Origin of the sequence: Paraburkholderia tuberum STM678, from assembly GCF_902833905.1 — a bacterium.
Classification (GTDB): domain Bacteria; phylum Pseudomonadota; class Gammaproteobacteria; order Burkholderiales; family Burkholderiaceae; genus Paraburkholderia; species Paraburkholderia tuberum.
In genome coordinates this window covers 45845-66773 of sequence record NZ_CADFGP010000044.1, presented here as the reverse complement: position 1 = coordinate 66773, position 20929 = coordinate 45845, and the positions used below count along the sequence as shown (strand labels likewise).

Genomic DNA, 20929 nt, shown 5'->3' with positions numbered 1-20929 from the left:
AATTCCGCCGGGTACGGGGTACGATGCTTGGCCATAATCGGCACCTCCTTCTCCAAAGGATAGATGTCCGTTTTTGCGGGTCAACTTCAGTCTTCGGCGTTTCGATCGGAGCGCCGATGACCGAAGCCAATGCCCAGGGGCTCCCCACGGGCCGTTTCTTCCTATGCGCCCGCTGCCCGGCGCAGGTGTTCATTTGCCGCCGCTGTGACCGAGGCCAGATCTACTGCGCCGGCGGCTGTGCGCAGGCGGCCCGCCGCGCAAGCGTGCGCGAAGCGGGGCAACGCTATCAGAGTTCTCGCCGTGGGCGCCTTGCGCACGCGCATCGCGCCCGTCGTTACCGGGCACGACTCAATAAAGTGACGCATCACGGTTCACCAGCGCCGGCATGCAGTGCTCTACTGCCGGTGGACTCGACGCGTGCGGCGCTGCGCCATCGTGTCGCGGTATCGGTGCCGGCAACGACGCATTGCCATCTATGCGGCAATGCATGTTCGCCGTTCGTGCGTCTTGGCCCGCTGCGCCGTCGAGCCCCTCATTCCATCTACCGATTGCGGGGAGGCACTGAAGGTGACGATTGACGCTGAACTCGAAGCCCATATCCTGCGGCTCTATCACGTTGAGAAGTGGCGCTGTGGCACGATCGCGCAGCAACTGCACGTGCATCGCGGTACCGTCAAACGTGTGCTTGCACAGGCTGGCTTGCCGCGCCACGGCCCAGCGCCTCGGCCTTCGATGATCGAGCCGTACCTGTCGTTCATTCGCCAGACGCTCGAGAAGTATCCGACGCTCAGGGCCAGCCGCCTTTACGGCATGGTGCGCGAGCGCGGCTACCAGGGCGGGCCCACGCACTTCCGGCATCTGGTTTCGCTGCACCGGCCACGTCCGCCTGCTGAGGCTTATCTACGTTTGCGCACGTTGCCCGGCGAACAGATGCAATGCGACTGGGGCCACTTCGGTCACCTGCAGATCGGCCGCGCGCGCCGGCCCTTGATGGCCTTCGTGATGGTGCTCTCGTACTCGCGCGACCTGTATCTGCGGTTCTTCCTCGACGCGCGCATGGAGAACTTCCTGCGCGGTCATATCGGTGCCTTCACGCACTGGGGCGGACTTGGCAGGATCATCCTGTACGACAACCTCAAGAGCGCCGTACTTGAACGCCAGGGCGACGCCATTCGTTTCCACCCGACGCTGCTCGCCTTCGCCGCGCACTATCGTTTCGAGCCGAGACCGGTGGCCATTGCGCGTGGCAATGAGAAGGGGCGCGTTGAGCGTGCGATTCGCCATGTTCGCGATGCCTTCTTTGCGGCACGGCAGTTCGCCGATCTGCACGATCTGAATGCGCAAGCCGAGCACTGGTGCCGCACACAAGCGGCCGATCGCCCGTGCCCGGAAGATCGCGCGATCAGTGTGCGCCAGGCGTTGGCGCAGGAGAAGCCGATGCTGCTCGCACTACCGGAGAATCCGTATCCCGTCGAGGAAACGCTCGCCGTCAAAGTCGGCAAGACGCCCTACATACGCTTCGATCTGAACGACTACTCGATTCCACACACGCACGTGCGGCGCACGCTCACGGTACGCGCCGATCTCGAACAGGTACGCGTGCTCGATGGCGCCGAGATCATTGCGCACCACGTTCGCAGTTTCGATCGCGGCGCGCAAATCGAAGAGCCCGTTCACATCGAGACACTGGTCGGCGTCAAACGCGAGGCCCGTCATCATCGCGGCATGGACCGCCTGGCCAAGGCTGCACCCGCCAGTCAGGATCTGCTGCGCCGCGCGGCCGAACGCAATTCGAACCTGGGCACCATCACGGCGTCGTTGCTGCGCCTGCTTGAACGCTACGGTGCCGCGCAATTGCAGGCCGCGATCGGCGATGCGCTCGAAAGCGGTGTGCCGCACCCGAATGCCGTGCGCCTGGCGCTGGAGCGACGTCGCGAAGCGCGTCAATTGCCCCCGCCGCTGGCCGTATGCCTGCCGCCACACGTACGCCAGAAGGACACGCCGGTTCAACCCCACCGGCTCGATACCTACGACCAACTTGCCGGAGGCTCCGATGAGCTCGCTTGAATCATTGCGTACGCGCGCGCAGGAATTGCGTTTGCACGGGCTGCTTGCCCACTGGCCCGAAGTTGCGCATGAGCCGTGGGTCGCGCCGCTGGTGCAGTGGGAGGAAGACGAACGGGCGCGCCGATCACTCGAGCGGCGCATCAAGGAAGCGCATCTGGGTGGCTTCAAGGCGTTGTGCGACTTCGAATGGAGTTGGCCGTCGCGGTGTGATCGCGGCGCCATCGAAGAGCTGATGACGCTGGGGTTCCTGAAGGACGCAGCCAACGTCGTGCTCATCGGCCCGAACGGCGTGGGCAAATCGACGTTGGCCAGGAACGTCGCGCATCAGGCGCTCGTGCATGGGCACACGGTACTGTTCACTACCGAGGGAAACATGTTGGGCGAACTCGCGGCACTCGATAGCGATTCAACGCTGCGCCGACGCTTGCGCCGCTATGCGGCGCCCGACGTCCTTGTGATCGATGAGGTCGGCTATCTCTCCTACTCGAATCGCCACGCCGACCTGCTGTTCGAGTTGATCAGCAGGCGATACCAGAACAACAGCACGATCGTTACATCGAATCGCCCGTTTGCCGAATGGCACGAAGTGTTCCCCAACGCCGCCTGTGTCGTCTCGCTCGTCGATCGCCTCGTGCATCACGCCGAGGTCATCTCGATCGAAGGTGAATCGTACCGCCTGAAGGAAGCGCGTGAGCGAGCCGACAAACGCGCCCGCCAGCGCAGCCCCGGCAAATCTGCAAAGGGAGGTGAGTCGTCGTGAACGCCCCGCCGTTGCCTTCCGGCCGAACGCGCGGCTTGAGCTTCATCGTCCCGGATGACTGGACGCCCGAGCAGGCGCTCGCCGTGTTCGAACTACTCGACGACTTGCGCGAAGTCATCTGCGCGCGCTATCTGCCCGACATACAGCAGCTCCTGCGCGAAGATCGCCGCCAACGCGAGCTGCCATTCAACGAGCACGACCCGCCGTTCTGATCGACGGCGCGCACAACAAAGGGGCCGCGCGGCCTAATGCCGTTCAGTTAAGGTCTCTTTTAAGGACTCGAACGGTATAACGAAACGGTCGGGATTTGACGGTTCGAGCGCAACTGCGCCCGGACCGTTTCTCATTGGGAAGTTGCCTGAGCCGCTCACGCAGGCGCTTGAGCAGCGCGGGCAGTTTGCCGTACGAGCGCGTCACGGCCGCCCATGTCATCTCGTACTGAATGGTGTGGAACGCGCGGATGAAGCTCAGTTCATCGGGTGCATGTCCGGCCGCCAGTGCGGCTTTGGCCATCTCCAGACGTATCAGGTTATAGGCGATCAGCGCGCCCCAGAATTCCTGATAGACGCCTTCCACGGTCTGACTGCGAAGGGTCAGCTCCATGCCCAGCATCGACTGCTTCAACACGTGGTAGCTGGTCTCGATCTGCCAGCGACGCTCGTAGCACGACACGATGTCGGCAGCCTTGAAACGTCTTCGGTCAGTCAGGGACGTCAGCAGCGTCCGTTGCCGTCCACGGGCATCCACGGCGAGCGCTTGCCAGGATTCGGGCAAATCCGGGCATTTCGCGCGGGCCTGCGGCGAGACTCGCATACGCACGATCTGGTCACCGTCGCGCCCGCTCACGACCTCGCATCGCAGATTGGATTTAGCCGGGATGATGTAATGCCGGTTCTCGCCGCCCGAGACCAGATTGCACAGGAGCTGGGCCGACATGAACCCTCTGTCGAATACGGTGATGGAATTGGCCGGCACGCGAGGAATGAGTTCGCGCGCCGAGACCATCTCGTTGATGTCGTAAGGTCCGAACACGGCATCACGCACCAGATGCGTTGCAAGCGCGGTGAGCGTTACCGCGCGCAGTTGGGGATAGCTGCCAATGCGGCCATGGGCGGCGGCAGAGGCGCCGAAATGCCTGCGGTTGGCGGCACTGTCGGCGGTGCGCAGCGTGGTGCCATCCATCGCGAACAGCGAGAATCCCTTGAAGAGGTATTGGTCCTGGTCCTGCGCAACCCAGTTTCTGGCTGATTCGTGAAACAGCCACGCCAGTGGCGCCGCGCCGACGCGCTGCCGCGCCTGGGTGATGGCGCTCTTACTGACAAACGACGCATCGGCCACAGGTAACGCAAGGTCCAGCTCATCGACAACCTCGCTGATCGACTGGTGCCGGTACAGCGCGAGCGCTATCACAAGCCATACGACCTGTTGCGCGGGCAGCCGACGCCGACGTACGCTGGCACTGCCACTGGCCTGCACTGCATACTCGATCCATTCGTATGGCAGATGCTGACCCAGCCGGCCCCAATCGAGCGGCGGCCGGGATTCAACAAGGAGGCGCAGATCATCGACCAGCATGGCGATGAAAGTTAACATCGCCGCGTCCCGTTTACAACCGGTTTGCGCCAAAACAAAAATGCCGTTCAGTCGCTTAACTGAACGGCATTAGGCCGCGCGGCCCCTTTGTTCTTGACTGATTCGCTCAACCTTGCGTCGTCGTTTAACGTCGCTTTTACACCGGCGCTAACAACGACCGGCCGGGGGGCAGCCGGGCACCCCCGGCGGTCTGGTACCAGTACTCGCCCGACCGCAAGGGAGAGCGACCCCGTACGCATCTGCAGGGCTGGTCAGGCATCCTGCAGGCGGATGCCTTTAGTGGCTACGATGCGCTGTACCGCGATGGCACGATCATCGAGGCAGCATGCTGGGCGCATGTGCGGCGTAAGTTCTACGACCTGTACGAACTGGAGCGTTCGCCAGTGGCGCAGGAGGCACTCAGCCGCATCGCAGCCCTGTATGCCATCGAGCGCGAGGTGCGCGGCCGCAAGCCGGAGGTCCGGCAGTCCGTGCGCATGGCGCGGGCATTGCCGCTCGCAGGCACACTGAAGGACTGGCTGGAACATACGTTCGCGCAGGTCTCGGCGAAGTCGGGCCCTGGCAAGGCCATCCGGTATGCGCTGGGGAACTGGCACGCGCTGGTGCGCTACTGTGAAGACGGGCGCATCGAGATAGATAACAACACCGCGGAGCGATCGATCAGGCCGCTGGTTCTCGGCAGGCGCAACTATCTGTTCGCAGGTTCTGATGGCGGTGGACAGAGTGCGGCGGTCATCTACAGCCTGATCGGAACGGCACGCCTGAATGGCATCGAACCGTATGCGTATCTGCGTATGGTGTTCGAGCGCATCGCCGATCATCCCATCAACCGGATCGACGCGTTGCCGCCGTGGCATTTGATGCCGGTGGAGCAGCCGGTCCGTCAGGCTGCATGACGATGGCATCGACTCGCAAACCCGCGTTACGCGCGGTCAATTCACAGGTACCGGTCTACCAGCTGCACATCGAGCTGAAGTATCTGAAGCCAGCGGTCTGGAGACGGGTACTGGCCCCCGCCTCGATCAAGCTGCCGAAGTTGCACGTCGTGCTGCTGTGGGCGATGGGCTGGGATGGCGGCCACCTGCACGAATTCGTGTTCGGCGACACCAACTACGGGATGCCCGATCCGGACTTCCCGAGTGACCCGCCGATGCTCAACGAAGCGCGGGTGAACCTGGGCCGTGCGCTCGGTGCGCTGAAGTCATTCACCTACATCTACGATTACGGTGACAACTGGCAGCATCGCGTGAAGGTCGAGAAGGTCCTGCCGCCTGATCCTGAGTTGCGCTCGCCCATCTGCCTGGACGGCCGCAATGCCTGTCCGCCGGAGGATGTTGGCGGCGTACCCGGCTACATCGAGTTCCTCGACGCGATCATCGATCCGGCTCATGACGAACACCAGCGGTTGCTCGACTGGTGCGGCGGTAGTTTCGATCCTGCTGCCTTTGACCTCCAGAGCGTCAACGAACGCCTCTTCGAAATCAAATTCTGATCGTCAAGGCGGCCTTCAAATGTCGCTTACCCCGCCTCAACGCTTTTCAACTGGTTCTCCCGCTGCCGACGCAATATACCCCAGACCCGGCGATAACCATAGCTCGGCAGGTCAGTGACGGTCAGCCGTATTTCTTCGACCAGCCCGGCATCGTCCGTCTTCCTGGCGCTGCGTCCATCCTGCCAGTCGGCTGGACGTGCAAGCCTTGACGCCAGGTTTGAGCGCGCTACACCGAGAACGTCGCAGACCTGCTTCACTGCTCGTCCCCCGGCAATGAGGTTGAGCGCGCAATCCATTTTCGCGACTTCGCCACCTCCACCGCCTCACGGAGAATCTCGTTCTCCATTGTCTTTTTGCCGAGCAGTTGCTGGAGTTCCATGATTTGCTTCAGCGCATCCCTCAGCTCCGACGCATCAACTCTCTACTTCCCTTGCGCCAGAAACTTCTGCGCCAGTCGGACCCAATACGTCGATCCCACCGGCAACAACTCGTCGTTAAAGTCATAACTCGCGTTGTGCAGCATACAAGGGCCCGCGCCGTGGCCCGCCTCGCGGTGGCCGCCATCGCCGTTGCCCAAAAACGCATAGCAACCCGGTTTCGCCAGCAGCATGAACGAAAAATCTTCGGCACCCATGGTCGGTTCAACCGCGTCATCGACATTTTCCGCGCCAACGATCTCTTTCATGACCGACGCCGCAAAACGCGCTTCCTCGCTGCTGTTGATCGTCGGGGGATAGTTCCGGTGGAATTGGACCTGAACGGAGCAATCGTATGCTTCGGCCGTACTATGCGCGATCTTGCGCATGCGTGACTCGATCAGGTCGAGCGTTTCTGTAGTGAAGGTCCGAACGGTCCCCGCGATCCAAGCGTCGTCCGGTACCACATTGACCGCATCGCCCGCATGTATCTGCGTTATCGACAATACCGCAGTATCCAGCGGCTTTTTGTTTCGCGTGATGATGCTTTGCAGCCCGTTGGCAATTTGCACCGCCGCAAAGACCGGATCACGGCCATTGTGCGGTAGCGCTGCATGCGAGCCGACGCCCTTGATTTCGATGCGAAATTCATTGCTCGACGCCATGATCGGGCCTTCGGTTACGCCGAAGTGGCCCGCCGGCATGCCCGGCCAGTTGTGAATGCCAAACACGGCGTCCACGGGGAATTTGTTGAACAAGCCGTCGTCGATCATAGCCTTCGCGCCGGCGCCGCCCTCTTCAGCCGGCTGGAAAATGAACACGATCGTGCCGTCGAAAGCACCATGTTTGGCCAGGTAGTGCGCGGCACCGAGCAGCATCGCCGTATGCCCGTCGTGCCCGCACGCATGCATCTTGCCGTCGTTCGTCGACCGATGATCGAAGCTGTTGAGCTCCTGGATCGGCAGCGCGTCCATGTCGGCTCGCAGACCAATCGCGCGCGAGCCGTTACCTCGTTTCAATACGCCGACCACGCCCGTCTTGCCGAAACCACGGTGGGTCTCGATGCCCCAGGACTCGAGCGAACGCGCGACGAGATCAGCAGTCGCCGTCTCTTCGTAGCGCAGCTCCGGGTGGGCATGGATGGTTCGTCGAAGGGTCTGGATTTCGCCACGAGCGGCCTGAATTTCGGGGATGAGTTTCATAATTGAGTGATTATGCGTTTGTGCTTGACGAGCATGAGATCGCCGCGGACCACGTCGGCCCGGGCACTGCGGATAATTCATTCTACGCCGAAGGCATTTTTGGTGGCGCCACCGAGGTCGGCGGCCTATAGACGTAATAAAATTCCACTTTGCGCGACCGCTTACTGCTCGCCAGGACACATTGCCGATGAACGCCCCGACCGAATTCGCGCGCGCCGTGTGCCCGCACGATTGCCCCGACACCTGCGCGATGCGCGTGACCATCGACAATGGACGGGCGATCAAGGTCGCCGGCGATCCCGACCATCCGCCGACTCAGGGCGTGCTGTGCACAAAGGTCAGTCGTTACGCGGAGCGTGTATACCATCCGAACCGATTGACGACGCCCATGAAGCGTGTCGGCCGCAAGGGCGAGGGCCGTTTCGAGCCAATCAACTGGGACGAAGCGTTCGACCTTGCCGCAAGCCGCCTCGGCGAGATTGTCCGTCGCGCGCCGGAAGCGATTCTGCCTTACAGCTACGCGGGCACGATGGGCCTGGTGCAGGGCGATAGCATCGCGCAACGCTTTTTCCACAAGCTCGGCGCCTCGCAGCTGGATCGCGCGATTTGCGCGGCGGCCGGCGCTGCCGGCCTCAAATACACGTACGGCGCCGGCATCGGTATGCACACCGAGTTTTTCGCCGAGAGCGAGGTGATCCTGATCTGGGGAGCGAATCCGATCGCATCGAATCTGCATTTCTGGACGCGCGCGCAGGAAGCCAAACGTCGCGGCGCCCAGCTGATCGCAATCGATCCGTATCGCTCGCTGACCGCGGAGAAATGCCATCAACACATCGCGCTAAAGCCAGGCACAGACGGCGCTCTCGCGCTCGGCATCATGAATGTCCTGATTACCGAGAATCTGCTCGACTACGAGTACATCGCGGCGCACACGCTGGGCTTCGCCGACTTGAAGGTGCGTGCGCTCAGCTATCCATTGTCTCGGGTTAGTGAAATCTGTGGTGTCGAAGAAGAGGAAATCGCCGATCTTGCGCGACTTTACGCCAGCACGAAGAAAGCCGCGATCCGCTTGAACTACGGGCTGCAGCGGGTGCGTGGCGGCGGCAATGCGGTGCGCGCAATCGCGTGTCTACCGTCGCTGACCGGCGCATGGCTTGAGCGCGCGGGGGGGGCGCTGCTGTCGTCGAGCGGTTGGGCACCGGTCGACTCGCACGCGTTGCAGCGTCCCGACCTGATGCCGGGTTGGCCGTCGAAGCCGAGCCGCGTGATCAATATGAATGCGATCGGCGACGCGTTGCTGCATCCGGGCGACGCGACGTTCGGCCCCAAGGTCGAGGCGATCGTGGTCTACAACTCGAATCCGGTCGCGGTCGCACCGGACTCCGAACGCGTCGCGGCGGGTTTTGGGCGCGAGGATCTGTTCACGATCGTGCTCGAGCATTTCCAGACCGACACCGCGGATTATGCCGACCTGCTGTTGCCTGCCACGACGCAGCTCGAGCATCTCGACGTGCACAAGTCGTACGGTCACACGCACGTGATGGTCAACCTGCCCGCCATCGCGCCGTTCGGCGACGCACGGCCGAATACCGAGATCTTCCGCAGCCTCGCGCGCCGCATGGGCATGACGGAACCGGCGCTCTTCGACAGCGACGAAGCCGTCGCGCAAGCCGCATTTCGCTGGGACGACAAGACGCTGGACGGTGTCGACTGGCCGATGCTGAAGCAAGCCGGCTGGGCCCGTCTCAATGTGCCTGACGCGCCATTTGCCGACGGTGGTTTTCGCACGCCATCCGGCAAGTGCGAGTTCTACAGCGAGCGCCTTGCGCAACAGGGCCTCGACCCGCTGCCGGACTACCTGCCGCCCTACGAATCGGCCGACGGCGCGCCCGAACTGGCGGTCCGCTATCCGCTCGCGATGATTTCACCGCCCGCGCGCAACTTCCTGAACAGCACCTTCGTCAACATCGAGAGTCTGCGCGCGACGGAAGGCGAGCCGCATCTGGACATCCACCCTGCCGACGCGCACGCGCGCGGCATCGGCGACGGCGATCAGGTGCGCATCTTCAACGACCGCGGCTTGATGCAAGCGCGTGCCCGCGTGACCGACCGGGCGCGCGAAGGCCTGGTCGTCGGGTTGTCGATCTGGTGGAAGAAGCTCGCGCCGGACGGCCGCAACGCGAACCAGTTGACGAGCCAGGCACTCACCGATCTCGGCGGTTCGGCGACGTTTTACGACTGTCTCGTCGACGTCGAGCGGGCCTGAAAGCCTCGCCGCACATTGAAGCTGGCGCCCAGCCTCGCAAGTTCGAGGCTGCCGTCTAACCTCATCGCTTTGCCCATTGGCCGCAATATGGCCATGCTACGATGCGTTTTTAGCACGACCATTCGAAAATAATTCAGGAGACGCTGCATGGAGAAAATCTGGCTGAAATCTTATCCGCCCGGCGTTCCAGCAGAGATCGACCCGACACGCTATTCGTCGGTGGCCGAGTTGCTCGAGGAAGCCTTTCGCGAACACCGCGCAAAGCCGGCGTTCGTGTGCATGGGCAAGCAGATCAGCTACGGTGAACTCGACGAACTTTCGCGCAATCTTGCAGCGTGGCTGCAGTCGAAAGGGCTCACGCGCGGCTCGCGTGTCGCGATCATGATGCCGAACGTGCTGCAGTATCCAGTCGCGCTCGCCGCGATTCTGCGCGCGGGCTATGTGGTCGTGAATGTGAATCCGCTGTACACGCCGCGCGAACTCGAGCACCAACTGAAGGACAGCGGCACTGAGGCGATCATTCTGCTCGAGAATTTCGCGGGGACCTTGCAAGCAATCGTGCGCAATACGGCGGTCAAGCATGTGGTCGTCGCGGCGATGGGCGACCTGATGGGCATCAAAGGCCCGCTCGTGAACTTCGTCGTGCGCAAGGTCAAGAAGATGGTGCCGGCGTGGAGCCTGGCTGGGCACGTCAAGTTCAACGACACGCTCTCGGAGGGCGCACGTCTGACGTTCAAGCCGGTCCGGCAGGGGCCCGACGATATCGCGTTCCTGCAATACACTGGCGGCACCACCGGCGTGGCCAAGGGCGCGACGCTGCTGCACCGGAACCTGATCGCGAACGTGCTGCAGTCGGAGGTCTGGCTCAATCCGGTGCGCGCGAACCGCACGGATATCGATCAGTTCATTACGGTCGTCGCGTTGCCGCTGTATCACGTGTTCGCGCTGACCGTGTGCGGGCTGCTGACGATCCGCACCGGCGGTCTCGGCGTGCTGATTCCGAATCCGCGCGATATCCCCGGCATGATCAAGTCGCTCGAGGGGTATGCGATCACGACGATTCCCGCGGTCAATACGCTCTACAACGCGATGTTGAACAGCCCCGACTTCCATAAGCTCGACTTCTCGAAGCTGCTGACCGCGAACGGCGGCGGCATGGCGGTGCAGGAGGCGGTCGCGAAGCGCTGGTTCGAGCTGACGCGCACGCCGATCGTCGAGGGCTACGGGCTGTCGGAAACGTCGCCGTGCGTGACCTGCAATCCGGTCACCGCCACCGAATACAACGGCACGATCGGCCTGCCGCTGCCGTCGACCGAAGTCTCGATCCGCGACGACGAAGGCAACGAAGTGCCGCCCGGCCAGTCCGGCGAGATCTGCATCCGCGGCCCGCAGGTGATGGCGGGCTACTGGAACAGGCCCGACGAAACCGCCAAGGTGATGACGGCGGACGGCTTCTTTAAATCAGGCGACGTCGGCATCATGGGCGCGGACGGCTTTGTGAAGATCGTCGATCGCAAGAAGGACATGATTCTGGTGTCCGGCTTCAACGTGTATCCGAATGAAGTCGAGGACGTCGTCGCAAAGCTGCCGGGTGTGTTCGAAGTCGCGGCGGTGGGTGTACCGGATCAGCATTCCGGCGAGGCAGTGAAGCTGTTCGTCGTGAAAAAGGATCCGTCGCTGACCGACGAACAGATCTTCGCATACTGCAAAACGCAACTGACCGGCTACAAGCGGCCGAAGGTCGTCGAATTCCGCACCGAGTTGCCGAAGAGCAATGTCGGCAAGATCCTGCGCCGCGAGTTGCGCGACGGCAGGGCTTAAGCGAGCGAAAAACAAAAGCCCGGCGCACGAAAGTGCGCCGGGCTTTTTGTTGCCCGTACAAAATCCGCGCATAAAAAAAGGCGCCCGAAGGCGCCTTTGAGACAAACTGCGTTTTTTTACGACTTATTAGAACTTGTGACGGATACCGATGCGAGCCGTGAACTGGTTGCTGCTCGTCGAACCGGTCAGGCCGTTGATGCCTGCCGTTGCTGCGACCACCTGACCCGTTGCGTTGACCGTGTCGCCCAAAGCGTGCTGGTACACGCCGACCAGGTACACGTCGGTACGCTTGGACAGGAAGTAGTCCACGCCCAGCGCGCCTTGGTGGTACTGAGCACGCGAGTTGCCTTCGATCTGCTCGCCGCGCGTGTAGTCATACGCTGCGCCGACCAGCAGTGCCGGGGTCAACTGATACTTGAAGTTGATTTCGCCGTTGTTGAACGTTGCCTTCTGGCCAGCGAACGGCGACGCGAACGTCTTGCCGAGGTTGCCGAACTGGATGTTCGAATAAGTCAGGCCGATGGTTGCCGCGCCAAACGTGTATGCACCGCCCGCGCCGACGACCTGGTACGTGTTGGCCGATGCGAAGCCTGCGTAGATCGGGGTCGTGACTGCGAAGTTAGCTGCAGTAGTACCCACGGCCGGCGTATTCGTTGCGATCGTGCCGCCGTTGTTGAACAGACCGCCCGAAGCTGCCGGCGTGCGCGCGTTCAAATAACCCAAGCCCAATTGCAGCGGACCGTTGTTATAGCCAGCACCCAACGACCAGATCTGGTTGTGCGTGAAGTCACCGGCGACGCCGCCGAAGCTATACGTGCCGCCGAACGTCAGGCCGTTGTAGTTTTTGCTGGTGTACTTGACCGTGTTGTTGGTGCGATACGCGTTGTTGAAGTTATCGATATCGCCCGGGTGAGCGGCGATGTAGCCGCCCCACTGATCACCCGATTCGAACGGACCCACGTAGTCGACGACGGAGTCGTACTGACGACCCAGCGTGACCGTGCCGAACTGGCTCGACAGACCGACATATGCCTGACGACCGAACATCAGGCCGCCTTGACCGAGCTTGCCGTTGGTCACGTCAAAGCCGTTTTCCAACACGAACAGGGCCTTCAGACCGCCGCCCAGATCTTCAGTGCCACGCAGGCCGAAACGCGAGCCTTGCAGGACGCCGCTGGACATGTTGTACAGATGCTTACCGCCCGAGTTGGTGTTCATGTTGATACCAACGTCTACGATGCCGTACAGGGTCACGCTGCTCTGCGCATGAGCGACGCCTGCGAATGCGCCCAGTGCTGCGAGAGCGAGAAGCGACTTTTTCATCGAATGATCTCCAAGGAATACGAATCTTTTGTACAAGGCGAAATATTTAGTTAGTGCTGAAGGCCTTGCTGTCCAACTTCGCGAGAAGTTGCCACGTAATGTAACAAAAGGCATACATGGAACAAAGAAAAAGGAGTTGCTCCGGAAGGCCGCTGTTTCGTTTACGCAACATGGTCTAGAATCGCAAATTAACCGCCCATTGCATGCGGATTGGTGCCTGTCGGGCCACCGGTTTCGCGTCGCGAGGCCTTGTCGCACGGACCTTCCGGAACGATGCGGCGGTATCGAATCAGGGAGCGCTTTATGTTGCTGGACGAGTTGATTGGCGAGTTTGATCGGGGTTTACGCTCACTGACGGGGGGCTCGCGGATGAGCCGTCCGCTGCCGCTTCCGCAGGCTTCCGCGGCGACGGCCGAAGCTCCCGAACTCCCGCCCGCGGAGCGCGCGCATGCGGCGGGTTTGATGCGTGTGAACCACGTCGGCGAAGTGTGCGCGCAGGCGCTTTACCAGGCGCAGAAACTCGCCACCGACTCACCTTCATTGCGCGCCATGTTCGATCACGCCGCGTCGGAAGAAGAGGATCATCTGGCGTGGACCGCCAAACGCCTCCAGGCGCTCGACTCGCGTCCGAGTCTGCTCAATCCGCTGTGGTACACCGGCGCGCTCGCGATCGGTCTCGCCGCGGGGCGTCTCGGCGATCGCGTGAGTCTTGGCTTCATGGCCGAAACGGAGCGCCAGGTCGAGCAGCATCTCGACAGTCATCTCGATCAGCTCCCCGCCGCGGACCATGAATCGCGCGCGATCGTCGAGCAGATGCGCATCGATGAAGCGCAGCACGGCAAGGCCGCGATGGACGCGGGCGGCATCGAGTTGCCGTTTCCTGCACGCGCGTTGATGCGTGCGATGTCGAAGGTGATGACGCGCACCGCCTATTACATATGAGCGTTTCACCCGCTTCGCTTCGCTAACCGGAGCACCGCACGTATCGCCTCAGCCATCGCTGAACGCATTTCCGCAAGCGAGACGGCGCCGCGCGCCCCGTTCGTCGTCGGTCCGGGCGACGCCGCCTCTTTCCCTTTCAGAATCCCTTGACGATCTCTTTCAATTCGCGCTGTTTCCTCGCACTTTTCACGTATCACCTTCACAAGTTGCACTAGCCCATTCATTTATAACGGTTTTCCGTTTTTATGCGGGACGTGAAGGAGTCGCCCTAAGTCCTTGTTCTAGCAAACAAAATCCGCTCGAAAAGCGCGCCGCTCCCTTGACCCGTGTTTAGCGTTCCTCTAAAGTGGGAGACAGTGTGAGAAAGTGTATTTTTGTGTGTTCCCGGCATCACTTTCGGGTAGATTTTCACGGACCGGGCGGGCGGCGCAAACAGCGCCGCAATAGGGGAGAGCGAAGTGTTCCAAGGGGCGTCGGCGCTGACGCTCGATGCGAAAGGGCGGATGTCGATTCCCTCTCGTTATCGGGATGCGCTGCAAACACAGGCAGAGGGCCGGGTGACGATCACCAAGCACCCGGACGGCTGCCTGTTGCTCTTTCCGCGCCCCGAATGGGAAATCTTCCGTGACAAGGTCGACAAGCTGCCCATGAACGCCGCCTGGTGGAAACGCATTTTTCTCGGCAATGCAATGGATGTGGATATGGACGGCGCAGGCCGTGTGCTCGTGTCGCCGGAGTTGCGAGCGGCTGGCTCGCTGGAGAAAGAAGTGACCTTGCTCGGCATGGGCCGCCATTTCGAGCTGTGGGATGCACAGATCTACGCCGCGAAGGAACAGGCGGCGATCGCCGAGGGCATGCCCGACGCGTTGAAAGATTTCACGTTCTGATCGCGGCTTATTTATATGGCTTCTGCGATGGGAAACGAATTGCAGCATCGCACGGTGCTGTTGAACGAAGCGGTCGATGCGCTGGTCACGCGCGCCGACGGCACGTATGTGGACGGCACGTTCGGCCGTGGCGGCCATAGCCGCCTCGTGCTGGAACGGCTCGGTGAAGCAGGGCGGCTGATCGCGTTCGATAAAGATCCGCTCGCGATCGCGACGGCGCAGAAGATCGCCGATCCGCGCTTTGCCATCGTCCACGAGAGTTTTGCTTCACTGCGCGCCGCGATGGCGGAGCGCGGGGTAGGGCGTGTGTCGGGGGTGTTGCTGGATCTGGGCGTGTCGTCGCCGCAAGTCGACGATCCGGAGCGGGGCTTCAGCTTCCGCGCCGACGGCCCGCTCGACATGCGGATGGACCCGACGCGCGGCGAGTCCGCCGCTGACTGGCTCGCGCGGGCCACGGTGCAGGAATTGACGGAGGTGATACGAGATTATGGGGAAGAACGGTTTGCTTTTCAGATTGCAAAGGCGCTTGTTGCTCGCCGGGCAGAGTCCGACCGTCTTGGGCCTCTCGTCAGCACGGGCGAGCTTGCCCAAATCGTGGCTAACGTCGTCAAAACCCGTGAGAAGGGCAAGGACCCGGCAACCCGCACCTTTCAGGCTATACGGATTCACGTCAATCAAGAGCTTGCGGAGCTGCAAGTCGTTCTAGAAGCAGCGTTGTCGTTGTTGGAGCAAGGGGGGCGGCTGGTGGTCATCAGCTTTCATTCGCTCGAGGACCGGATCGTCAAGCGATTCATGCAGGCGCACGCGAGCACGCCGGCGGTGGATCGCCGTCTGCCGATCCGCGCGGTCGACCTGCCGAGCCCTCCGCTCAAGATCATCGGCCGCGTATTCGCGAGCGACGCTGAGGTCGCCGGCAACCCGCGCGCCCGTTCTGCCGTGATGCGCGTGGCGGAGCGGATCGCGCCATGAACCGCCTCAATATTTTCCTGCTGATCATCGTGATGGGCTGTGCCTTGTCGGTCGTCAACGCGACCAATCAGCAGCGTCAGATCTTTATCCAGCTGCAGCGCGCGCAGTCGCAGGAGCGTCAGCTGCAGCAGGACTATTCGCAGCTTCAATATCAGCAGAGCGCGCTGTCCAAAACGTCGCGCATCGAGCAGCTCGCCACCGCCTCGCTGAAGATGCAATCGGTCACCACGGGCCGCACCCAGTACCTGACGCTCGCCCCGGGCGCCGCGACGGCGATCGACGCACCCATTCCGACTTCCGCGCCGGCCTCGGCGCCGGTCGCGACCCGTCGCGGAGCCACGCGATGAAAAAATCGTCGGCCCACAAGAGCGTTGCGTTTTCGGCCAATCCGATTCTGTCGGTGCGCCTGCCGATGTGGCGCTCGAAGCTCGTCGTGTTCCTGCTGTTCATGGCGTTCGTCGCGCTCGCCGCGCGCGCGTTCTGGATTCAGGGCCCGGGCAACGCGTTCTATCTGAAGCAGGGCGAGATCCGCTATCAGCGCCGCATCGACATGCCGGCCACGCGCGGCAAGATTCTCGACCGCAACGGTCTCGTGCTCGCCACGAGTCTGCCGGTGCGTGCAATCTGGGCGATTCCCGAATCGGTGCCCGACGACCTCGGCGCCGACAAGCTCGACGCGCTCGGCAAACTGCTCGGCATGACCACTAGGGAATTGCGCTCGAAGCTGTCGGAAGACAAGACCTTCGTCTACGTGAAGCGCCAGGTGCCGGTCGACGTCGCAGAAAAAGTCGCGGCGCTCGACATCCCCGGCATTTACTCGCGCGACGAGTACAAGCGCTTCTATCCGGAAGGCGAGATCACCGCTCACCTGATCGGCTTCACGAACGTCGAGGACGAGGGCCAGGAAGGCGTCGAGCTCGGCGACCAGAAGCTGCTCGCGGGCATGTCGGGCAGCCGTCGCGTGATCAAGGACCGGATGGGCCACATCATCGAGGACGTCGACGAACAGGTCGTGCCGCACAACGGCAAGGACGTCGATCTGTCGATCGACAGCAAGATCCAGTACATCGCCTATACGAACCTGAAAGCGGCCGTCGAGAAATTCAAGGCGAAGGCCGGCGCGGCGATGGTGATCGACGTGCGCACCGGCGAAGTGCTCGCGCTCGTCAATTACCCGACCTACAACCCGAACGACCGCTCGCACCTGACCGGCGACCAGTTGCGCAACCGCATCCTGACCGACACGTTCGAGCCGGGTTCGATCATGAAGCCGTTCACGGTGTCGCTCGCGCTCGATCTGCACCGGGTGACGCCGACTACACTGGTAGATACGGGCAACGGCCACTTCGTACTCGACGGCGCGCCGATTACCGACGACAGCGGCTTCGGCGTGCTGACGGTCGGCGGCGTGATCCAGAAGTCGAGCAACATCGGCGCGACCAAAATCGCGATGCAGTTGCGGCCCGAAGAGATGTGGAACATGTACACCAGCATCGGTCTCGGCCAGGCACCGAAGGTCGGCTTTCCGGGCGCGGTGGCGGGCCGTCTGCGTCCGTGGAAGAGCTGGCGCCGTATCGAGCAGGCGACGATGTCGTACGGCTATGGCCTGTCGGTCTCGCTGTTCCAGCTCGGCCGCGCGTACACCGCGATCGCGCACGACGGCGAAATCATGCCGGTGACGATTTTCCACACGCCGGGCGACCCGCCGGCCACCGGTCCGCAGATCTTCTCGCCGACCACCGCGCGTGAAGTGCGCGCGATGCTCGAAACCGTGGTGTCGCCGCAAGGCACGTCGCCGGATGCGGCGGTGCCCGGCTATCGCGTCGGCGGCAAGAGCGGTACCGCGTACAAGCACGGTCCGCACGGCTACGACCACTCCAAATATCGCGCCTCGTTCGTCGGCATGGCGCCGATGCCGAATCCGCGCATCGTCGTTGCGGTGTCGGTCGACGAGCCGACGGCCGGTAGCCACTTCGGCGGCCAGGTGTCGGGCCCGGTGTTTTCGGGCATCGCCGGGGATACGCTGCGCGCGCTGAACGTGCCGCCCGACATGCCCGTCAAGCAGATGGTCGTGTCCGACGATTCGGCGCCGCCCGCGCCCGGCGCGCCGGCCACGCCCCCCGTGGTAAAGAGGCTGTCGACGAGCCCCGGCGTGAAGAAGATGACCATTTCCGCCAACCCGAAAAATCATCCAGGAGTCGAGCGATGAGCGCGCTGCGCGAGCAACATCCAGCGCACCGGCAGATCGCCGACGCCCTCGCCTGGCTGCACGCACACGTGCAGCCAGGCGCGCATCTGCACGCCGACACGCGCTCGCTCGCGGCCGGCGACGCGTTCTTCGCGTACGCGGTCGATGGCGCGGACAACCGCGCATTCATCGACGCGGCCATCGAGCGCGGTGCGGCCGCCGTGCTGGTGCAACCCGAAGGTTTCAGCGGCACGCTCGACGCGGCCGCCGCACATGCGGTGCCGGCGTTGAACGAACTCGCCGGCACGATCGCGAGCGCGTGGTATCGCGATCCGAGCGACGCGATGCTCGCGGTCGGCATCACCGGCACGAACGGCAAGACCTCGTGCAGCCAGTGGGTCGCCGCGGCGCTGTCCGCGCGCGGCACGCGCTGTGCGATCGTCGGCACGCTCGGCACTGGGCTCGTCGGCCAACTCGTGCACACCGGCTTCACGACGCCCGACGCACCGCAATTGCAACGCAGCCTCGCGCAATTGCGCGACGCGGGCGCGCAGGCGGTGGCGATGGAAGTGTCGTCGCATGCGCTGCACCAGGGGCGCGTGAACGGCACCGCTTTCGACATCGCGGTGTTCACGAACCTGACGCAGGACCATCTCGACTATCACGGCACGTTCGAGGCCTATGAAGCCGCCAAGGCGCGTCTGTTCGCCTGGCCCGAGCTGCGCGCGGCCGTGATCAATCGCGACGATGCCGCCGGCCGGCGTTTGCTCGCGAGCACGCGTAGTCACGCGCGCACGATCGGGTATGGCATCGAGGGCGAGCATGGCGACGCCAACGCTGACGGCACACCGCAAGCCGACGCGTGGCTCACTGCATCGAACGTGCATGCCACCGCGACCGGCACCGCGTTTCATCTGAGCACCTCGGACTGGGGCAACGCCGAAGTCGAAGTGCAAACGCTCGGCCTCTTCAACGTCGGCAATCTGCTCGCGGTGCTCGGCGTGCTGCTCGCCGCGGACGTGCCGTTCGACGCTGCGCTCGCCGAACTCGCGAAGCTCGAACCGGTGAACGGCCGCATGCAGCGTCTGGGCGGGCGACTGCTAAACGACGAGCCACTCGTCGTGATCGACTACGCGCACACACCCGACGCGCTCGAAAAAACGCTCGAAGCACTGCGGCCGATCGCGACCGCGCGCGGCGGCGAACTTGTCTGCATGTTCGGCTGCGGCGGCGACCGCGATGCGACCAAGCGTCCGCTGATGGGCGCGATCGCCGAGCGGCTGGCGGACGACGTCGTCGTGACGAGCGACAACCCGCGCAGCGAAGATCCGCTCGCGATCATCGAGCAAATTGCCGCGGGCATGCAGGATGCGTCGAAGGCGCGCCGCATCGAGGACCGCGCGAGTGCGATCCTGCAGGCGATCCGCGGCGCCGCGCGCGAAGACGTGATCGTGCTGGCCGGCAAGGGGCACGAAGCCACACAGGAAATCATGGGCAAGAAACGCGCTTTCTCCGATCAGGACCACGCCCGCCTCGCGCTCGCCGCGCGCGCCACACAAACACGCGGAGGTGGCGAATGAACATGTTCTCGCTACGTGCAGCCGCCGCGCAGATCCCCGGCGCGAGCGTCACCGGCGACGACAGCGTGCGCTTCGAGCGCGTGTCGACCGACAGCCGCAGCGCTGGCCCCGGCGATCTGTTCATCGCGATCAAGGGCGACCGTTTCGACGCGCACGACTTCCTGCCGCAAGTGGCCGAGCGCAACGTCGCGGCGGTGCTCGTCGCGCGCACGCCGGATAGCTGGAGCGTGCCCGCGATCCGCGTCGCCGATACGCGCGAAGCGCTCGGCGCGCTCGCGCGCGGCTGGCGTCGTCAGTTCGACCTGCCGCTCGTCGCGGTCACGGGCAGCAACGGCAAGACCACGGTCAAGGAAATGATCGCCTCGATCTTCGCGGCCGCGGTCGGCGCGGATGCGCGTCTCGCGACCGCGGGCAATTTCAACAACGACATCGGCCTTCCGCTCACGCTGTTCCGTCTGCATGCCGCGCATCGGCTCGCGGTGGTCGAACTCGGCATGAACCATCCGGGCGAAACTGAACAGCTCGCGAAGCTTGCCGAGCCGACGGTTGCCGTCGTCAACAACGCGCAGCGCGAGCACCAGGAATTCATGGCGAGCGTCGAGGCGGTCGCGCTCGAACACGCGAGCGTGATTCACGCGCTGTCGCCGGAAGGCACGGCGGTATTCCCCGCCGACGACGCATACGCGAGCATCTGGCGCGTCGCCGCGACCGGCAGTCGCATCATCGATTTCGCGTTGAACAGCGCGGAGCGCACGACCGAAGCCGCGGTGAAGGGCAGGTTCGACGGCAAGCGTTTGAGTATCGACACGCCGCAAGGCCATCTCGACGTCACGCTGCAGGTGCTCGGCAATCACAACGCGCACAACGCGCTCGCGGCGGCCTCGGCGGCGTTGGCAGCGGGCGTGTCGCTCGACGCGATCCAGCGCGGCCTCGAATCGTTCGGCGCGGTGAAGGGCCGTCTGCAGGTCAAGCAGGCCGTGCTCGGCACGCTCGCGGGCGCAACCGTGATCGACGACACCTACAACGCGAATCCCGATTCGATGCGCGCCGCGATCGACGTGCTCGCGTCACGTGAATCGCCGCGTGTGCTCGTGATGGGCGACATGGGCGAAGTCGGCGACAACGGCCCGGCGTTTCACCGCGAAATCGGCGCGTATGCGAAAGAGCGCGGTATCGACGCGCTGTATGCGATGGGCGACGCCTCGCGCGACGCCTGCACCGCATACGGCGCGGGTGCGCACCACGTCGCCGATGTCGGCGCACTGGTCGCGCAACTGCAGCAGGCCGGCTTCGGCGCTGCCGCAACGCTTCTCGTGAAAGGCTCGCGCTTCATGCAGATGGAGCGCGTGGTGGACGCCGTTACGAGTCCACAACCCAACGCCGCGGGCACGACGCCCGCTGCACATTGAAATAGAAGGATCCA

16 protein-coding genes and 2 pseudogenes are annotated in these 20929 nt (G+C 63.2%); 14 read left to right on the top strand and 4 right to left on the bottom strand.

The genetic code is table 11. The annotated features are described in order from the left end of the window. Window positions 1-567: 567 nt before the first annotated feature. Genes istA through HWY30_RS30025 form a run of 3 tightly spaced genes read left to right on the top strand, consistent with a single transcriptional unit; the run spans window position 568 to window position 3039 of the window. Complete coding sequence (gene istA, locus HWY30_RS30035; protein WP_090801992.1) at window positions 568-2067, top strand: IS21 family transposase; 1500 nt, start codon at window positions 568-570, stop codon at window positions 2065-2067. Beyond that, window positions 2054-2827 (top strand): IS21-like element helper ATPase IstB, encoded by a 774-nt coding sequence (gene istB / locus HWY30_RS30030; protein ID WP_090805477.1) that lies wholly within the window; start codon window positions 2054-2056, stop codon window positions 2825-2827. The genes istA and istB overlap by 14 nt, the downstream gene beginning before the upstream one ends. Before the next feature lie 35 nt (window positions 2828-2862). Beyond that, window positions 2863-3039: a hypothetical protein gene (locus tag HWY30_RS30025; protein WP_244145066.1), complete on the top strand. Its 177-nt coding sequence runs from the start codon at window positions 2863-2865 to the stop codon at window positions 3037-3039. 43 nt (window positions 3040-3082) lie between these two features. Here the strand turns inward: HWY30_RS30025 and HWY30_RS30020 are convergent, their stop codons facing one another. Next, window positions 3083-4402, bottom strand: a complete 1320-nt coding sequence (locus HWY30_RS30020; protein WP_167368666.1) for an IS4 family transposase — start codon at window positions 4400-4402, stop codon at window positions 3083-3085. Between the two features lie 167 nt (window positions 4403-4569). Here HWY30_RS30020 and tnpC point away from each other — a divergent pair. After that, window positions 4570-5316, top strand: a pseudogene (gene tnpC, locus HWY30_RS30015) (IS66 family transposase); the annotation flags it as partial. A 2-nt stretch (window positions 5317-5318) separates the two neighbouring features. Continuing rightward, a complete protein-coding gene (locus HWY30_RS30010) occupies window positions 5319-5912 on the top strand; it encodes a plasmid pRiA4b ORF-3 family protein (protein ID WP_090805475.1) in 594 nt (197 codons plus the stop codon). A 41-nt stretch (window positions 5913-5953) separates the two neighbouring features. On the opposite strand, the pseudogene HWY30_RS41945 reads toward HWY30_RS30010, so the two are convergent. Both HWY30_RS41945 and HWY30_RS30005 read right to left on the bottom strand, forming a co-directional pair. Beyond that, a pseudogene (locus tag HWY30_RS41945) lies at window positions 5954-6330 on the bottom strand (IS3 family transposase); the annotation flags it as partial. Window positions 6331-6333: 3 nt separating this feature from the next. Further along, on the bottom strand, window positions 6334-7530 hold the full coding sequence (locus tag HWY30_RS30005; RefSeq protein WP_090801984.1) for a M20 aminoacylase family protein: 1197 nt from the start codon (window positions 7528-7530) through the stop codon (window positions 6334-6336). A 187-nt stretch (window positions 7531-7717) separates the two neighbouring features. Between HWY30_RS30005 and HWY30_RS30000 the strand changes: the two genes are divergently transcribed. Continuing rightward, window positions 7718-9796 (top strand): molybdopterin-containing oxidoreductase family protein, encoded by a 2079-nt coding sequence (locus HWY30_RS30000; RefSeq protein ID WP_090801983.1) that lies wholly within the window; start codon window positions 7718-7720, stop codon window positions 9794-9796. Window positions 9797-9943: 147 nt separating this feature from the next. Further along, window positions 9944-11617 carry a long-chain fatty acid--CoA ligase gene (locus HWY30_RS29995; RefSeq protein WP_090801981.1) on the top strand — a complete coding sequence of 558 codons (1674 nt, stop codon included), beginning with the start codon at window positions 9944-9946 and terminating at the stop codon, window positions 11615-11617. A gap of 126 nt (window positions 11618-11743) precedes the next feature. On the opposite strand, the gene HWY30_RS29990 is transcribed toward HWY30_RS29995, so the two are convergent. Further along, on the bottom strand, window positions 11744-12940 hold the full coding sequence (locus tag HWY30_RS29990; RefSeq protein ID WP_090801980.1) for a porin: 1197 nt from the start codon (window positions 12938-12940) through the stop codon (window positions 11744-11746). Window positions 12941-13243: 303 nt separating this feature from the next. Here HWY30_RS29990 and coq7 point away from each other — a divergent pair, with 303 nt between their 5' ends. The 7 genes from coq7 to HWY30_RS29955 all read left to right on the top strand — a co-directional run bounded on the left by coq7 (window position 13244) and on the right by HWY30_RS29955 (window position 20915). Beyond that, the gene (gene coq7 / locus HWY30_RS29985) at window positions 13244-13882 is read left to right on the top strand and encodes a 2-polyprenyl-3-methyl-6-methoxy-1,4-benzoquinone monooxygenase (protein WP_090801978.1); all 639 of its coding nucleotides are present in this window, start codon (window positions 13244-13246) and stop codon (window positions 13880-13882) included. Between the two features lie 458 nt (window positions 13883-14340). Then, window positions 14341-14769 carry a division/cell wall cluster transcriptional repressor MraZ gene (mraZ, locus tag HWY30_RS29980; protein WP_013090620.1) on the top strand — a complete coding sequence of 143 codons (429 nt, stop codon included), beginning with the start codon at window positions 14341-14343 and terminating at the stop codon, window positions 14767-14769. A gap of 15 nt (window positions 14770-14784) precedes the next feature. Further along, entirely contained in the window at window positions 14785-15738 is a 954-nt protein-coding gene (rsmH, locus tag HWY30_RS29975; RefSeq protein WP_090801977.1) for a 16S rRNA (cytosine(1402)-N(4))-methyltransferase RsmH, read from the top strand. Then, entirely contained in the window at window positions 15735-16085 is a 351-nt protein-coding gene (gene ftsL, locus HWY30_RS29970; RefSeq protein WP_090801975.1) for a cell division protein FtsL, read from the top strand. The genes rsmH and ftsL overlap by 4 nt, the downstream gene beginning before the upstream one ends. Further along, window positions 16082-17947, top strand: a complete 1866-nt coding sequence (locus HWY30_RS29965; protein ID WP_090801973.1) for a peptidoglycan D,D-transpeptidase FtsI family protein — start codon at window positions 16082-16084, stop codon at window positions 17945-17947. Before ftsL ends, HWY30_RS29965 begins: the two co-directional genes overlap by 4 nt. Beyond that, entirely contained in the window at window positions 17944-19506 is a 1563-nt protein-coding gene (locus HWY30_RS29960) for a UDP-N-acetylmuramoyl-L-alanyl-D-glutamate--2,6-diaminopimelate ligase (RefSeq protein ID WP_090801972.1), read from the top strand. The genes HWY30_RS29965 and HWY30_RS29960 overlap by 4 nt, the downstream gene beginning before the upstream one ends. Beyond that, the gene (locus HWY30_RS29955; RefSeq protein ID WP_090801970.1) at window positions 19503-20915 is read left to right on the top strand and encodes a UDP-N-acetylmuramoyl-tripeptide--D-alanyl-D-alanine ligase; all 1413 of its coding nucleotides are present in this window, start codon (window positions 19503-19505) and stop codon (window positions 20913-20915) included. The genes HWY30_RS29960 and HWY30_RS29955 overlap by 4 nt, the downstream gene beginning before the upstream one ends. Window positions 20916-20929 lie beyond the last annotated feature (14 nt).

Excerpts from the sequence above, each read along its gene's own strand:
- coq7 (WP_090801978.1), top strand. The coding sequence starts at position 13,244 with ATGTTGCTGGACGAGTTGATTGGCGAGTTTGATCGGGGTTTACGCTCA.
- HWY30_RS29990 (WP_090801980.1), bottom strand. The coding sequence starts at position 12,940 with ATGAAAAAGTCGCTTCTCGCTCTCGCAGCACTGGGCGCATTCGCAGGC.
- HWY30_RS30005 (WP_090801984.1), bottom strand. The coding sequence starts at position 7,530 with ATGAAACTCATCCCCGAAATTCAGGCCGCTCGTGGCGAAATCCAGACC.
- rsmH (WP_090801977.1), top strand. The coding sequence starts at position 14,785 with ATGGCTTCTGCGATGGGAAACGAATTGCAGCATCGCACGGTGCTGTTG.
- ftsL (WP_090801975.1), top strand. The coding sequence starts at position 15,735 with ATGAACCGCCTCAATATTTTCCTGCTGATCATCGTGATGGGCTGTGCC.
- HWY30_RS29955 (WP_090801970.1), top strand. The coding sequence starts at position 19,503 with ATGAACATGTTCTCGCTACGTGCAGCCGCCGCGCAGATCCCCGGCGCG.
- HWY30_RS29995 (WP_090801981.1), top strand. The coding sequence starts at position 9,944 with ATGGAGAAAATCTGGCTGAAATCTTATCCGCCCGGCGTTCCAGCAGAG.
- HWY30_RS30000 (WP_090801983.1), top strand. The coding sequence starts at position 7,718 with ATGAACGCCCCGACCGAATTCGCGCGCGCCGTGTGCCCGCACGATTGC.
- HWY30_RS29960 (WP_090801972.1), top strand. The coding sequence starts at position 17,944 with ATGAGCGCGCTGCGCGAGCAACATCCAGCGCACCGGCAGATCGCCGAC.
- HWY30_RS30010 (WP_090805475.1), top strand. The coding sequence starts at position 5,319 with ATGGCATCGACTCGCAAACCCGCGTTACGCGCGGTCAATTCACAGGTA.
- HWY30_RS30020 (WP_167368666.1), bottom strand. The coding sequence starts at position 4,402 with ATGCTGGTCGATGATCTGCGCCTCCTTGTTGAATCCCGGCCGCCGCTC.
- istB (WP_090805477.1), top strand. The coding sequence starts at position 2,054 with ATGAGCTCGCTTGAATCATTGCGTACGCGCGCGCAGGAATTGCGTTTG.
- HWY30_RS29965 (WP_090801973.1), top strand. The coding sequence starts at position 16,082 with ATGAAAAAATCGTCGGCCCACAAGAGCGTTGCGTTTTCGGCCAATCCG.